Here is a 13,078-nt window from a genome sequence, read left to right on the forward strand (position 1 = left end):
AGCGTCCATGAAAGCGATCCGTATCGCGCGCACCGGCGGGCCCGAAGTGCTGGAGCTGGCCGAAGTCGAGGTCCCCTCCCCCAAGCCCGGCGAGATTCTGGTCCGGCACGAAGCGGTGGGGGTGAACTTCATCGACACCTATCACCGCACCGGGCTCTATCCGGTGAAGCTGCCGTCCGGCCTCGGCCTCGAAGCCGCAGGCGTGGTGGAGGCGGTCGGCGACGGCGTCGAGCGCTTCCAGGTCGGTGACCGGGTGGCCTACGCCTCCGGCCCGATCGGCGCCTATTCGGAGCTGCATGTCACATCGGCGGCCAGGGCCGTGAAGCTGCCGGAGGGCGTCGACGCCAAGGTCGGGGCCGCGGCCCTGCTCAAGGGCATGACCGCCGAGTTCCTGGTTCGGCGGACCTTCCCGGTGAAGGCGGGCGACACCATCCTGGTCCACGCCGCCGCGGGCGGGGTCGGCTCGATCCTGGTCCAATGGGCCAAGCACCTCGGGGCCCGGGTCATCGGCACCGCTGGTTCGGAAGAGAAGGCCGAGCTGGCGCGCGGCCACGGGGCCGACCACGTCATTCTCTACCGCGACCAGGACGTGGCCGCGGAGGTCCGCCGCCTGACCGATGGCAAGGGCGTGCCGGTGGCCTACGACTCCGTGGGCGCAGCGACCTTCGAGGGCACCATGGGGAGCCTGGCCCGGCGCGGTCTGTTCATCTCGTTCGGCAACGCGTCAGGGCCTGTGCCGCCGTTCGCGCCGCTGCGGCTCTCGCAGGCTGGCTCGTTGTTCTTCACCCGGCCGACCATGTTCGACTACACGGCGACGACTCCGGAGCTGGACGAAAGCGCCCAGGCCCTGTTCGAGGTGGTCAAGTCCGGCGCCGTGAAGATCGACATCGGCCAGACGTTTGCGCTCGGCGACGCCCGCAAGGCGCACGAGGCCCTGGAAGGTCGTGAGACCGTCGGAGCGAGTTTGCTGATCCCGTAGGCAAGAGATCCTCCCCTTTTGGGAGAGGTGGCGCGCGAAGCGCGGCGGAGGGGGCCTGCTGAGTCAGCAATCCCCCTCAGCCAGCCATGCTGGCTGACAGCTCCCTCAGCGGGAGCAACTAGGCCGCGAGCAACAGCCGCTCAGGGTGTTCCACGTGAGACACGTTTAGACTCAGACTGTTAGCCAAAAAGCAAAGGGGCCCGCATTGCTGCGAGCCCCTTTTTCATGTCCGCCGGTGAACCTGTCGCCTGGAGCGGGTTGCGAGCGGAAAACCGCTTCGCACTTTTCCTCAACCGGCTCTAGGTGTTCATCGACTGGAAGAAGTCCTCGTTGTTCTTCGACTGCCGCATCTTGTCGAGCAGGAACTCGATCGCATCCTGGGCGCCCATCGGGGTGATGATCCGGCGCAGGATGAACGACTTCTGCAGGTGTTCCTTCGGCGTGATGAGGTCTTCCTTCCGGGTGCCCGACTTGATGACGTCGACAGCGGGGTAGATCCGCTTGTCGGCGACCTTGCGATCCAGAATGATTTCCGAGTTACCCGTGCCCTTGAACTCTTCGAAGATGACTTCGTCCATCCGGCTGCCGGTGTCGATCAGGGCGGTGGCGATGATGGTCAGCGAGCCGCCTTCCTCGATGTTCCGGGCGGCGCCGAAGAAGCGCTTCGGGCGCTGCAGGGCATTGGCGTCAACACCGCCGGTCAGCACCTTACCCGACGACGGGACGACGGTGTTGTAGGCGCGGCCGAGACGGGTGACCGAGTCCAGCAGGATGACCACGTCGCGCTTGTGCTCGACCAGGCGCTTGGCCTTTTCGATGACCATTTCGGCGACCTGCACGTGGCGGGTGGCCGGCTCGTCGAAGGTCGACGACACCACCTCGCCGCGGACGGTGCGGCGCATGTCGGTGACTTCTTCCGGCCGCTCGTCGATCAGCAGCACGATCAGATAGCACTCGGGGTGGTTGGTCTCGATCGACTTGGCGATGTTCTGCAGCATCACCGTCTTGCCGACCCGCGGCGGCGCGGTGATCAGGCAGCGCTGGCCCTTGCCGAGCGGGGCGACGATATCGATGACCCGGCCGGTGCGGTCCTTCAGGGTCGGATCTTCGATCTCCATCTTCAGCCGCTCATCCGGATAGAGCGGCGTCAGATTGTCGAACAACACCTTGTGACGGACGTTTTCCGGCGGCTCAAAATTGATCTGCTCGACGCTGACCAAGGCGAAGTAGCGCTCGCCTTCGCGCGGGGCGCGGATCGCGCCGTCGACGGTGTCGCCGGTACGCAGGCCGAACTTCCGGATCTGGGAGGGGCTGACATAGATGTCGTCGGGGCCGGAGAGGTAGTTGGCTTCCGGGCTGCGCAGGTAGCCGAAGCCGTCCTGCAGGACCTCGAGCGTGCCCGAGCCGGAGATCTGCACGCCTTCCTCGGCCAGGGCCTTGAGGATCGCGAACATCATGTCCTGCTTGCGCATGGAGTTGGCGTTCTCGATCTCCAGCGTCTCGGCGAAGGAGAGCAGGTCGGCCGGCGACTTGTCCTTCAACTCCTGGAGCGACATGCGGGTCAGGCCCATGGCGGCGATGGCCGCGGCGACCTCCGAGGGTTCATCGTCGTCTTCGTCGCCTTCGGCGCCGGCCTCGACCTGGGCCTCGACGGTTTCGTCGGCGGCGGGGACTTCGGCGGTGTCGACCTGGGTTTCGTCGGTCGGGGCGGGGGTGTCTTCGTTCATAGGATTACTCTGGTGAGATCCGGCAGACCGAACGGTCTTCGGGCGCCGGGAGAATCTGCGTGTGGCGCTGGGAAGCGCCGATGAATGTCTTGGGACCGGGCCGCGGCGGCCGAAACTGGCGCGCGGCGCACGGAAAAAGGCGGGGCGTGGCTTCGACGCGCGACTCCACGTGATGTGACCGGAACCACATGCCGAGCGGCGGGTCAAGCGTGGCCGCACCTAGTTCCTTCCCTCACGGGGGAGGTGGCTCGCCGCGCAGGGGCGAGACGGAGGGGTCTGGTGACTCCGCAATCCCCCTCACCCCGCCCTTCGGCCGGGAGATCCACCACTGGGGGAGCAACTATGCATGTAGGTTCAGCGTTGGCCGAATTGAAGGGTGACCGCCAGGACGGCGACGACCGCGGCGAGGAACGGCAGTTCGTTGGTGGCGCGCCAGAACTTCGCCGACTTCGGGCGCTGACCGGCCAGGAACTTCTTGTAGGAGCCGGCCAGGAAGCCGTGCCACCCCGACAGGAAGATCACCGCCGCCAGTTTCACGATCATCCAGGGCTGCAGCAGGAAGACCCAGCCCTCCTTCATCGCATAGACGTGAAACAGGATCAGGCTGACGCCTAGGATCCAGGTCAGGATCATGGACGGGTTGATGATGATCTTCAGGAGCTTGCGCTCCCAGACCAGGAAGTTCTTGTCGAACTCGCTGCCGGGGGGCGCCGTCTCGGTGTGGTAGGCGTAGAGCCTCGGCAGGTACATCATCCCGGACATCCAGGCGATGACGGCAATGATGTGCAGCCCGCGCAGCAGGTCGAAATGATTCATCGTCAGGCTCCCCTCGCCTTGGTTTGGCAGGCGCATTTGGCATAGCTGGGGGGGCAGCGCCAACCACCGTAGGATCCCGGAGCCGTGTCGCGCTCAAGCGCCGCCAGGCTGGCCTTGGCCAGCGCATCGATGAAGGAGGGATCGACGGTCGGGGTCGGGCTGCGCAGATAGGGCGCGCAGCCAACGCTTTTGGCCACCTCGGCATATTCGTGATCGAGCTCGACCAGGGTCTCGACGTGCTCGGAGACGAAGGCGATCGGGCAGACCAGCACACCCTTGCCCTCGGCCCCGGCGCGACGGATCTCATCCTCCGTGGACGGACCGATCCATTTCATCGGGCCGACCCGGCTTTGGAAACAGACGCTCCAATCGGTCAGCTCCGGCACCCGAGCGGCGACGGCGCGGGCGGTGGCGTCCACCTGCAGCTGATAGGGGTCGCCGGCCTCGATGACCTTCTCCGGCAGGCCGTGAGCCGAGAACAGCAATCGGATGTTGGCTGGACGGCCGGCCTTGATCCAGGTCTGGCTTATCGCCCGGGCGTGGGCCTCGGCCAGGCCGTGGGCGTCCGGATAGCAGCAAACGGCGTGACTGCGACCAGATCCACGATAGGCCTTGGCCCAGTCCTTCAACGAGGAGGCGGTCGTGGTCGTGGAGAATTGCGGATAGAGCGGCAGCAGCACCAGCTCGTCCGGCGCGAAGGCGGCCACTTGCCGGGCGGTTTCGGCGGCGAACGGCTTCCAGTAGCGCATGGCGATGAAGACCTTGGTCTCCAGATCCGGCCGCGCGGCGGTCAGGGCCGCTTCCAGCGCGTGGGCCTGCTTCTGCGTCTCCGGCAGCAGCGGCGAGCCGCCGCCCATGATCGCATAGTTGGTCTTAGCCATCGTCTCGCGGCGGGCGGCGATGAACTTGGCCAGCGGCAGACGGGCGATGGCCGGCAGGCTGATAATCGCCGGATCCCTGAACAGGTTCTCCAGGAACGGCTTCACCGCCTCGGGACCGTCAGGGCCGCCAAGGTTGAACAGCACGACGGCGAGCTTGCTCACTTCCCGGTCACCCGGCGGAGGGTGCGCTCGATGTGCTCGATCGGCGTGTCGGGCATTACCCCGTGGCCAAGGTTGAAAATGTAAGGGCCGCCGTTCCACTGCTCGATCAGGGCGTCGACCCGCGCGTCCAGAGCCGGGCCTCCGGCCCGCAGCAACAGGTTGTCGAGCGCGCCCTGGATGGTCTTGCCGCCGGCCTGGATGTTCCGGCCCAGCTCGGCCGAAGCCTGGGTGTCGAGCGCGACGGCCTGGACCGGGACCTGGCCGGCATAGTTCTGGACCAGCGCCCCGGCTCCACGTGGGAAGCCGATGAACGGGGTATCGATCCCGGCGGCGCGGACCTTCTCGATGATCGCCTTGTGCGGGCCGATGACGATCCGCGCGAACATGTCCTCGGCCAGGTTCTCAGCCCAGCTCTCGAACAACTTCAGCACCTGGGCGCCGGCCTTGGCCTGCATGACCAGGTAGCGGGCGGTGGACTCCACCAGCACTTCGAGCAGCGCATCCAGCTTTTCGGGGTTCTGGTAGGCGTAGGTGCGGGCCGCCTCGCGCTGGGAGCCGCGGCCCTCCAGCATGTAGGTGGCAACTGTCCAGGGCGCGCCAGCAAAGCCGATGAGCGCCCGCTCGGGCTCCAGTTCGGCGCGCACGCGGCTGAGCGTCTCACCGATGTCGGCCAGCCGGCCGGTGGAGGCTTCGATCTGGTCGCGCAGGGCCTCGATCGGCGGCAGCTCGCCCAGCCGCGGTCCTTCGCCGGCCTCGAACCAGACGTCCTGGCCCAGAGCGCGGGGGATCAGCAGGATGTCCGCAAAGACGATCGCGGCGTCCAGCGGGAAGCGCCGCATCGGCTGCAGGGTCGCCTCGGCGGCCATTTCTGGATTGTGGCAGAACGCGATGAAGTCGCCGGCCCGGGCCCGTAGCTCGCGGTACTCCGGCAGCGACCTTCCGGCCTGACGCATGAACCAGACCGGCGGCCGATCGAGTGTTTCGCCCGCGAGCGCCCTTAGGAGGCGCGGTTTTGAACCTTCCGACATGTCGGTCGTTAAACCGGCTTACGCGCCCGGGCTCAAGCCCGCCTGCCCTCTTCTTCCTATCTAGATATTTGAATTAGGAAGTTGAGTTAGAGGCAGGGCCTTGGAGAAGTGGGGACAACTTCCCACGGCCATACCGCGCTAACCCCTTTTCAACATGGTGATTGGGGCTTGTTAGCCATACCGCGGCGGCCCCTGTGGAAAGCGTGGAAAACGCCCAACGCCAAGCGCCGTTTACTTTTCGTTAGTAGGTTAACGGGGAGTTAACGATAGCGAACGGGAGTCATTAAAAGCGCTGCGCCCATGGCGCCTGTTCATGGAATTTTAACCATCTCACGCGTGGACGAATGGCGAGCAAGCCGGGGGAGTTGTCCCGCTTGTTCACACCCGGCCCGCCGGCGCCTGCGCTATTCCCCAAAGCGGTCCTGCTTCGTTAAGAAGGTTTCGACTCTTTCGTCCCCAGCTTTCCGATCGCCGATCCGATTTTTCCTCTTTACGACCCGACAAGGGCTCCATGACCGCCACCCCGCGCTTTGCGACCTATTTCCACGTCCACCTGGTGTCGGACTCCACCGGGGAGACGTTGAACGCCATGGCCCGGGCGGTGTGCGCGCGGTTCGAGAACGTGCTGCCGATCGAGCACATCTACGCCCTGGTCCGTTCGCCCCGGCAGCTCGAGCGGGCGCTGACCGACATCGAGGAGGCGCCGGGGGTGGTGATCCACACGATCGTCGACGACCAGCTGCGCACGGCGCTGGAAGAAGGCGTGCGGCGGCTGGACATGCCCTGCATCGCCGCCCTCGACCCGTTGGTCTCCTCGCTGCAACGCTATCTGGGCGCCTCGATCAGCCGGCGGGTGGGCGTGCAGCACGCCCTGGACAACGACTATTTCAACCGCATGGACGCGCTGAACTACGCGATCGGCCATGACGACGGACAGGGCGGCCAGGACCTGGAGCAGGCCGACGTGGTGCTGGTCGGCGTCTCGCGGACCTCCAAGACCCCGACCTGCATCTATCTGGCGCACCGCGGCGTGCGGGCGGCCAACGTGCCGCTGGTGCCGACCCGGCCGCCGCCGGAGAAGCTGTTCGAGCTGAAGAACACCCTGGTCGTCGGCCTGACCATCTCGCCCGACCGGCTGATCCAGATCCGCCGCAACCGGCTGCTCAGCCTGAAAGAGAACCGGGAGAGCACCTATATCGACATCGAGGCAGTGCGCGAGGAGACGGTGAAGGCGCGCAGACTCTATGAACGCCAGGGCTGGCCGGTGATCGACGTCACCCGCCGCAGCGTCGAGGAAACCGCCGCGGCGGTGCTGAACCTGCTTCACGGCGGCCACGGCCAGGTCGAGGTGCTGGGCGGATGAGCGACAGCATTATCCTGGCCTCGAAGAGCGCCGCGCGCCGCGCCGTGCTGACCGGCGCCGGCGTCCCGTTCAAGGTCGCGGTGGCCGGCGTCGACGAAGACGCGGTGAAGACTTCGATGCTGGCGCAGGGCGCGACCCCGCGCGACGTCGCCGACGCCCTGGCCGAGATCAAGGCGGTGAAGGTCTCCGCCGGCCGGCTGGGCTTCGTGATCGGCTCGGACCAGACCCTGGAATTCGAGGGCAAGCTCTACGACAAGGTCGAGACGCTCGAGGCCGCCGCCGAGCGGCTGAGGACGATGCGCGGCAAGCCGCACAAGCTGCACTCGGCGGTGGTGGTGGCCAAGGACGGGGCGCCGATCTGGCGCGAGGTCGCCTCTGCGACCCTGACCATGCGCGACTTCTCCGACGACTTCCTGGAGGACTACCTGGCGCTTGAGGGGGAAGAGGCGCTCGGCTCGGTCGGCTGCTATCGGCTGGAAGGTCCCGGCGCGCAGTTGTTCTCGAAGATCGAGGGCGACTATTTCGCCATCCTCGGCCTGCCGCTGATGGGCCTGCTCGACCTCTTCCGCCGCCACGGGGCACTCAAGGCATGAGCCTGTCGGGCGCCACGCGGGTCGCCGGGGTCGTCGGCCATCCGATCAGCCACTCGATGAGTCCGATCCTGCACAACGCCTGGCTGGCGGCGGCGGGCATTGACGGGGTCTATGTGCCGTTCTCGACCCAGCCGGGTCGGTTCCGGGCCTTCGCCGAGGCGTTGCGCGGCGGATCGGTGTCCGGGCTCAACGTCACCTTGCCGTTCAAGGGCGAGGCGCTGGCCCTGGCCGACGAGGCCAGCTTCCGGGCGAAAAGCGCCGAGGCGGCCAACGTCCTGGTGTTCCGCGATGACGGGACGATCTTCGCCGACAACACCGACGGCCTCGGAATGCTGGTCGCCTTCGCCGAGCAGGCGCCGGGCTTCGATCCGAAGGCCGGCCCGGTGGCGATCCTGGGCGCCGGCGGCGCGGCCCGCGGCGCGGCGGCGGCCTTCGTCGAGGCCGGCTGCCCCGACGTCCGCATCGTCAACCGCACCCTGCTGAAAGCGCAGGAGATCGCCGAGCCGCTGGGCGCCACGGCCTTGCCGCTGAGCGAGGCCGCGGCGGCGTTCGACGGCGTCACGGCGGTGGTCAACGCGACCTCGGCCGGGCTGTCGGGCTCGGCGGCGCTGGAGGTTCCGCTGGATGCTACGCCGCCGCCTGCGGTGGTGATGGACATGGTCTACAAGCCGCTGAAGACGCCGTTCCTGGCTCAGGCCGAAGGATTGGGCCGGCGCACCGTGGACGGCCTGGCCATGCTGATCGGCCAGGCGGTCCCCAGTTTCGAGTACTTCTACGGCCAGCCGCCGCCGCGAGGGGTGGACGTGCGGAGCCTGGCGATCAAGGCGTTGGGACTATGACCATGCTCATCATCGGCCTCACCGGTTCCATCGGCATGGGCAAGTCCACGACCGCCAAGATGTTCCGCGAGGCCGGCATCCCGGTCTACGACGCCGACGCCGCGGTCGCCGATCTCTACGAAACGGGGGGTGCGGCGGTTGCGCCGCTGGAGGCCGCCTTTCCCGGCGTAACCAAGGACGGGGCCGTCGACCGCGAAGCCCTGCGCCAGCGGGTGTTGGGCAATGATGAGGCGATGGGCCGGCTCAACGCCATCGTCCACCCGCTGGTCGGCGCCGACCGGATCCACTTCTTCAAGGACGCCGAGGCGGCGGGCGCTGACATGGTCGTGCTGGACATCCCCCTGCTCTACGAGACCGGCGGCCACGCCAATATGGACGCGGTGGTCGTGGCCTCGGCGCCCGAGACCCAACAGCGCGAGCGCGTGCTGGCCCGGCCCGGCATGACGCCCGAACGCCTCGACGCCATCCTTGCCCGCCAGATGCACGATGCGGAGAAGCGCGCCCGCGCTCATTTCGTCGTCGACACAGGTCGTGGCCTCGAGCCGGCCCGCGAGCAGGTCGCGGAAATCATCTCTATCCTGCGTGATCCACAGCGGAGGCCGTCTCGCGACAAGTCGCCGGCTTGAAGGCCGCCGCGAACCAGACGAAGTAAAGCTTATGGCGCGTGAGATCGTCCTCGACACCGAAACCACGGGCTTCGAGCCGCACCTCGGCCACAAGCTGGTCGAACTGGCCTGCCTCGAGATCGAGGACTACCTGCCCACCGGGCGCAGCTTCCATGTCTATATCGACCCCGAGCGGGACATGCCGCCGGAGGCTGAGAAGGTGCACGGTCTGTCGGCCGGCTTCCTGACCGGTAAGCCAAAGTTCCGCGACAAGGAGATCCACCAGGACTTCCTGGATTTCGTCGGCGACGCCCCGATCATCGCTCACAACGCCACCTTCGACCGGACGTTCGTGAACTATGAGCTGGAGGGGCTGGGCCTTGCCGGCATCCCCGAAGAGCGCTGGATCGACACCCTGGCCCTGGCCCGCAAGCGCTTCCCGGGGATGCACAACTCGCTCGACGCGCTCTGCAAGCGCTTCAAGATCTCGCTCAGCGAGCGTGAGAAGCACGGGGCGCTCATCGACGCCCGGCTGCTGGCCGGGGTCTATCTGGAGCTGAAGGGCGGCCGCGCCCTGACGCTCGAACTGACCACCCGCGAGATGGCGGCCCAGGCCGTCGCGATCGCCAAGTCCGCGGCCTATGGCGCGCGGCCCCGACCCCTGCCCTTCCGTTCAACCGAGGCCGAGCGCGAACTGCACGCCAAGTTCGTGCGCGAGGTCGTGAAGAACGACGAGCTCTGGGGAAAGTACGGGCTCTAGATCCACCGCTCGTCCGCTGTGAAGTCGACGGTCAGCCAATAGCCGGGGCTGAGGCCGCCCATGGCGACGGCGATCTCCCGGCGGATGTTGTCGAGCTGCTCGAAGCTCATGGTGGTGTCGCCCGAGGGCGCCACGAAGCCGATCTCAATGAACTGCTGACGACCTGACCGGACCACGTGCGAACTGAAGTCGGAGAAGCCGTACTGCCGGGCGATTTCGGACGCGAGTTCACGGATGCGCTGGTCGAGTTCGGTCGGCGCGATCATCAGGATGTCGTGGCTGGCCCGCCAGAGGGTGATGGCCGGGAAAGGCGCCAGGCAGACAGCGACGATCACCAGGATCATCGGGTCGACATAGGGCGCCAGCCAGGCCGCGCCGGAATGAGCCAGCGCCCCGCCGATCACGAAGCTGAAGCAGAGGCCGGCGCTGAGCACGCCGCCCATCAGCCAGGAGCGGGAATCCACGTCGAGCATCTGGGATTCCAGATGGCGCGCCGAGCGGCGCACATAGGCGAACATGCCGAAGCTCAAGACGCTGCTGAAAGCCGAATAGATCGCGCCGAGCCCAAACTGCACGTCGCGCCCGCCGCCCAGCAGGCCGTTCAGTCCGTCCAGGAAGGCGTAGATGCAGGCGAAGCTGAGGACCAAGCCGTTGAGAAGGGCGAGCATCGGCTCCAGGTGCCAGTAGCCGTACTGGAATCGGCGGTCGTCGCCACGGGCGATCAGGCGCACGGTCAGGAGGGCGATCCCGGTCATGGCCGCGTCGATCAGGTCGTAGAAGCCGTCGAACGTCACCGACTTCGAGCCCAGCCACAGGCCGAAGCTGATGCTCGCCACGGCGAAGACGATGGTGGTGGCCATCGAAGTCGCCAGAAGTTGCTCTTCCTTGGCGGAGGCGTGCGGGGCGGTGGTCTGCGGCGACGTCACGCGAGGCGTGCTTTCGATAGCTCAACCAGCCTTAGATGAGCCCATCTGAGCGCGCCCGTCGAGGGGATCGCGCTGGGTTCGAACCCCTAGACCCGCTCCAATCGCAGGTGCGGGAGGGGCGGGAGTTCGACGCCGATCACGTCGCCGGGCCGCACGGTCCCGCCTTCGACGACAATGGCCATGACCCCGGCCTTGCGGATCAGCTCGCCGTCCGGCCCGCGGTCCAGCACGGCGCGGGTCAGGCCCGGCTGATTGTTGTCGAGCTGGGCGCAGGGATTGCGCAGGCCGGTCACCTCGATCACGGCAGCGGGGCCAAGGCGCAGGCGTGTTCCCCGCGGCAGCGCCAGCAGGTCCAGCCCCCGGGTGGTGACGTTCTCGCCCATGACGCCCGCGGCGACATCGAAGCCGGCCGCGGTCAGCTCCTCGATCAACTCGATGTGGATCAGGTGCACCTGGCGCAGGTTCGGTTGTGTCGGATCGGCAGCGACCCGCGAGCGGTGCTTCACCGTCGCGCCGCAATGGGCGTCGCCCTCGACGCCAAGTCCGGCGAGCAAAGAGATTTGCGCTTCGATCGGTTTGGAGAAGCCGTGCTCAGGTGACCTGGCGACCGCCGTGACTTGGCCTTGCATGGTCGCGACCATACACGCCCTTGACGGCGCCTATGCAACACGTCCTTAAGGTGGCAGATCTATAGCGTTGCACGCTAAGGGGGCGGAGATGGCCGCGACGCCGTTGATCTGGAGCGCAGGGGCCGCCGGCCTGGTGCTGACAGCCGGGGCGGCCTGGCGCTGGGGGGTGCGCGGCGCGCTTAGCGTCTATTTCGGCGGGCTGGTCCTGGCCGTTTGCCTCTGGCCGTTCCTGGCGATCGCAGGCCACCTGCTCGGCGTCGATCCGGGCCGGATGGCGCAGTTTCGGGCCACGGCGCCGGCCGCCGCGATTGGCGTCGGCGGCATCTGGGGGCTGTGCGCCCTGCCGGTGGTGGCGCTCAGCGTACTACGGAGAGCGGTCGTCGGACGGCGGTCGCCCTGACGCAAAAGGGGCCGCGGCGCTGAACGCTGCGGCCCCCTTGCTCCCTTGCGGGAAATCGTTGGCTAGGCGTTGCCGACCGGCTCGCCGCCCATGGCCTGGGCCTTGCGCGCGGCGTAGACGCCGGCGAAGTCGATCGGATCGAGCATGAAGGGCGGATAGCCGCCGTCCGAGGTCACCGAGGCGATGATCTGACGGGCGAACGGGAACATGAAGCGCGGGCATTCGACCAATAGCACCGGCTCAAGCTCTTCCTGCGGGACGCCGGCGATCTGGAACACGCCGCCATAGAGCAGCTCGACGTGGAACACGGGGCCATCGTCGCGGGTGGCGCGGGCCGACAGCTTCAGATCAACTTCGAACAAGCCGTCTTCGCGGCCGCGGGCGTTCATCTCGACGCCCATTTCGATCTGAGGCTGAGCAACGTTCTGGGCGCGCAGGCTTTCCGGCGCGCGCGGATTCTCGAACGACAGGTCGCGGATGAACTGGGCCAGGATGCGGATGCCGGGCTCGGGGGCGCCCGCACCATTGGTCTCGGGGCCGGCGGCGTCGGTATCGGTCATTTTTGGGAGATTCCGGTTGCTTGGACGTACATTCACGTCCTGTTGTCGCCAGGGCTGCTATCATGCGCCCCAAAGCATGGCAACGTCGCCCCTGACGCGGGCGTTACGCTGTCCTATATTGAAGCTGCCTACGACCAGCGAGCCCCAAGAAGTTGCAAGTCCTCGAACTGATCATTTTCGCCGGTTTGGCCGGTGTCGTGCTTTACCAGCTCTACGCCGTGCTCGGCCGGCGTGTAGGCCGGCAGCCGGAGGACAGCCCTGCGGCGGACTCGGTAGCGGCCGCGCAGCACCAGGGTCCAGCCCTTGATCCGGCGGACGACGGGGTTGATCTGACCGGGCTGCCGGCGATCAAGCACCGCGATCCCAGCTTCGATCTTTCCCGGTTCCTGGCCGGGTCCAAAGGCGCCTACGAGATGGTGGTCCGCGCCTTCGCCAGTGGCGACCGCGAGACTCTGCGCAACTTGCTGGCCCCCAACGTGCTGGCCAGCTTCGAAAGCGCCATCGGCGACCGCGAGGCGCATGGGGGCACCGAGACCGTCGAGTTCCTGCACCCACCGCGCGCCGACCTGGAGCGCGCCGACCTGCACGGCGACATCGCCCGGATCACCGTCCGCTTCCTGGCCGAATTCCGCAGCCGCTCCAAGGGGCCCGAGGGCGAGGCGGTGGATGATAAACGCACCGCAGAACTGTGGACGTTCGAGCGCAGCCTGAAGAGTCGCGACCCAAACTGGATCCTCGTCCACGTCGACGCCGCCGAGGCCTAGTTACTGCCTACCTGCAGCAGTCGCACTCAAGCGCGGCAAGGGTTTG

Annotated in this window: 15 protein-coding genes; 8 read left to right on the forward strand and 7 right to left on the reverse strand. The window is 67.1% G+C overall.

Annotation, left to right across the window (positions count from 1 at the left end):
* Nucleotides 1-7: 7 nt before the first annotated feature.
* Complete coding sequence (locus tag AC1DQJ_RS16085; protein WP_477605072.1) at nt 8-979, forward strand: quinone oxidoreductase family protein; 972 nt, start codon at nt 8-10, stop codon at nt 977-979.
* Between the two features lie 299 nt (nt 980-1,278).
* Here AC1DQJ_RS16085 and rho read toward each other — a convergent pair whose 3' ends face one another.
* The 4 genes from rho to hemE form a co-directional block, all read right to left on the reverse strand.
* On the reverse strand, nt 1,279-2,706 hold the full coding sequence (gene rho / locus AC1DQJ_RS16090; protein WP_477605074.1) for a transcription termination factor Rho: 1,428 nt from the start codon (nt 2,704-2,706) through the stop codon (nt 1,279-1,281).
* 354 nt (nt 2,707-3,060) lie between these two features.
* Entirely contained in the window at nt 3,061-3,522 is a 462-nt protein-coding gene (locus AC1DQJ_RS16095) for a CopD family protein (RefSeq protein ID WP_477605076.1), read from the reverse strand.
* Nucleotides 3,523-3,524: 2 nt separating this feature from the next.
* Nucleotides 3,525-4,565 carry a ferrochelatase gene (gene hemH, locus AC1DQJ_RS16100; RefSeq protein WP_477605078.1) on the reverse strand — a complete coding sequence of 347 codons (1,041 nt, stop codon included), beginning with the start codon at nt 4,563-4,565 and terminating at the stop codon, nt 3,525-3,527.
* A complete protein-coding gene (gene hemE, locus AC1DQJ_RS16105; protein WP_477605080.1) occupies nt 4,562-5,593 on the reverse strand; it encodes a uroporphyrinogen decarboxylase in 1,032 nt (343 codons plus the stop codon). Before hemE ends, hemH begins: the two co-directional genes overlap by 4 nt.
* A 511-nt stretch (nt 5,594-6,104) precedes the next feature.
* On the opposite strand from hemE, the gene AC1DQJ_RS16110 reads away from it, so the two are divergent.
* The 5 genes from AC1DQJ_RS16110 to dnaQ are packed head-to-tail and all read left to right on the forward strand — an operon-like array spanning nt 6,105 to nt 9,753.
* On the forward strand, nt 6,105-6,956 hold the full coding sequence (locus tag AC1DQJ_RS16110; RefSeq protein WP_477605082.1) for a pyruvate, water dikinase regulatory protein: 852 nt from the start codon (nt 6,105-6,107) through the stop codon (nt 6,954-6,956).
* Nucleotides 6,953-7,549 (forward strand): Maf family protein, encoded by a 597-nt coding sequence (locus AC1DQJ_RS16115; protein ID WP_477605084.1) that lies wholly within the window; start codon nt 6,953-6,955, stop codon nt 7,547-7,549. The genes AC1DQJ_RS16110 and AC1DQJ_RS16115 overlap by 4 nt, the downstream gene beginning before the upstream one ends.
* Nucleotides 7,546-8,388, forward strand: a complete 843-nt coding sequence (gene aroE / locus AC1DQJ_RS16120; protein ID WP_477605086.1) for a shikimate dehydrogenase — start codon at nt 7,546-7,548, stop codon at nt 8,386-8,388. Before AC1DQJ_RS16115 ends, aroE begins: the two co-directional genes overlap by 4 nt.
* Nucleotides 8,389-8,390: 2 nt before the next feature.
* Nucleotides 8,391-9,014, forward strand: coding sequence for a dephospho-CoA kinase (coaE, locus tag AC1DQJ_RS16125; protein ID WP_477605229.1), 624 nt, complete (start codon nt 8,391-8,393; stop codon nt 9,012-9,014).
* A 31-nt stretch (nt 9,015-9,045) separates the two neighbouring features.
* A complete protein-coding gene (gene dnaQ, locus AC1DQJ_RS16130) occupies nt 9,046-9,753 on the forward strand; it encodes a DNA polymerase III subunit epsilon (RefSeq protein WP_477605088.1) in 708 nt (235 codons plus the stop codon).
* Here dnaQ and AC1DQJ_RS16135 read toward each other — a convergent pair.
* Both AC1DQJ_RS16135 and AC1DQJ_RS16140 read right to left on the reverse strand, forming a co-directional pair.
* Nucleotides 9,750-10,679 (reverse strand): cation diffusion facilitator family transporter, encoded by a 930-nt coding sequence (locus tag AC1DQJ_RS16135; RefSeq protein ID WP_477605090.1) that lies wholly within the window; start codon nt 10,677-10,679, stop codon nt 9,750-9,752. The genes dnaQ and AC1DQJ_RS16135 overlap by 4 nt on opposite strands.
* Before the next feature lie 86 nt (nt 10,680-10,765).
* Nucleotides 10,766-11,308 carry an MOSC domain-containing protein gene (locus tag AC1DQJ_RS16140; protein ID WP_477605092.1) on the reverse strand — a complete coding sequence of 181 codons (543 nt, stop codon included), beginning with the start codon at nt 11,306-11,308 and terminating at the stop codon, nt 10,766-10,768.
* Between the two features lie 88 nt (nt 11,309-11,396).
* Between AC1DQJ_RS16140 and AC1DQJ_RS16145 the strand changes: the two genes are divergently transcribed.
* Entirely contained in the window at nt 11,397-11,708 is a 312-nt protein-coding gene (locus AC1DQJ_RS16145; protein ID WP_477605094.1) for a hypothetical protein, read from the forward strand.
* A gap of 62 nt (nt 11,709-11,770) precedes the next feature.
* Here AC1DQJ_RS16145 and secB read toward each other — a convergent pair whose 3' ends face one another.
* Complete coding sequence (secB, locus tag AC1DQJ_RS16150; protein ID WP_477605096.1) at nt 11,771-12,268, reverse strand: protein-export chaperone SecB; 498 nt, start codon at nt 12,266-12,268, stop codon at nt 11,771-11,773.
* Between the two features lie 152 nt (nt 12,269-12,420).
* Between secB and timA the strand changes: the two genes are divergently transcribed.
* The gene (timA, locus tag AC1DQJ_RS16155) at nt 12,421-13,032 is read left to right on the forward strand and encodes a TIM44-related membrane protein TimA (protein ID WP_477605097.1); all 612 of its coding nucleotides are present in this window, start codon (nt 12,421-12,423) and stop codon (nt 13,030-13,032) included.
* The last annotated feature ends 46 nt before the right edge of the window (nt 13,033-13,078 follow it).

This window comes from Phenylobacterium sp. P4_E10, from assembly GCF_056401675.1.

What these genes read in the sequence shown, in the direction of transcription:
- AC1DQJ_RS16085 (WP_477605072.1), top strand. Translation starts at nt 8, where the DNA reads ATGAAAGCGATCCGTATCGCGCGCACCGGCGGGCCCGAAGTGCTGGAG.
- rho (WP_477605074.1), bottom strand. Translation starts at nt 2,706, where the DNA reads ATGAACGAAGACACCCCCGCCCCGACCGACGAAACCCAGGTCGACACC.
- AC1DQJ_RS16095 (WP_477605076.1), bottom strand. Translation starts at nt 3,522, where the DNA reads ATGAATCATTTCGACCTGCTGCGCGGGCTGCACATCATTGCCGTCATC.
- hemE (WP_477605080.1), bottom strand. Translation starts at nt 5,593, where the DNA reads ATGTCGGAAGGTTCAAAACCGCGCCTCCTAAGGGCGCTCGCGGGCGAA.
- AC1DQJ_RS16110 (WP_477605082.1), top strand. Translation starts at nt 6,105, where the DNA reads ATGACCGCCACCCCGCGCTTTGCGACCTATTTCCACGTCCACCTGGTG.
- AC1DQJ_RS16115 (WP_477605084.1), top strand. Translation starts at nt 6,953, where the DNA reads ATGAGCGACAGCATTATCCTGGCCTCGAAGAGCGCCGCGCGCCGCGCC.
- aroE (WP_477605086.1), top strand. Translation starts at nt 7,546, where the DNA reads ATGAGCCTGTCGGGCGCCACGCGGGTCGCCGGGGTCGTCGGCCATCCG.
- coaE (WP_477605229.1), top strand. Translation starts at nt 8,391, where the DNA reads ATGCTCATCATCGGCCTCACCGGTTCCATCGGCATGGGCAAGTCCACG.
- dnaQ (WP_477605088.1), top strand. Translation starts at nt 9,046, where the DNA reads ATGGCGCGTGAGATCGTCCTCGACACCGAAACCACGGGCTTCGAGCCG.
- AC1DQJ_RS16140 (WP_477605092.1), bottom strand. Translation starts at nt 11,308, where the DNA reads ATGCAAGGCCAAGTCACGGCGGTCGCCAGGTCACCTGAGCACGGCTTC.
- AC1DQJ_RS16145 (WP_477605094.1), top strand. Translation starts at nt 11,397, where the DNA reads ATGGCCGCGACGCCGTTGATCTGGAGCGCAGGGGCCGCCGGCCTGGTG.
- secB (WP_477605096.1), bottom strand. Translation starts at nt 12,268, where the DNA reads ATGACCGATACCGACGCCGCCGGCCCCGAGACCAATGGTGCGGGCGCC.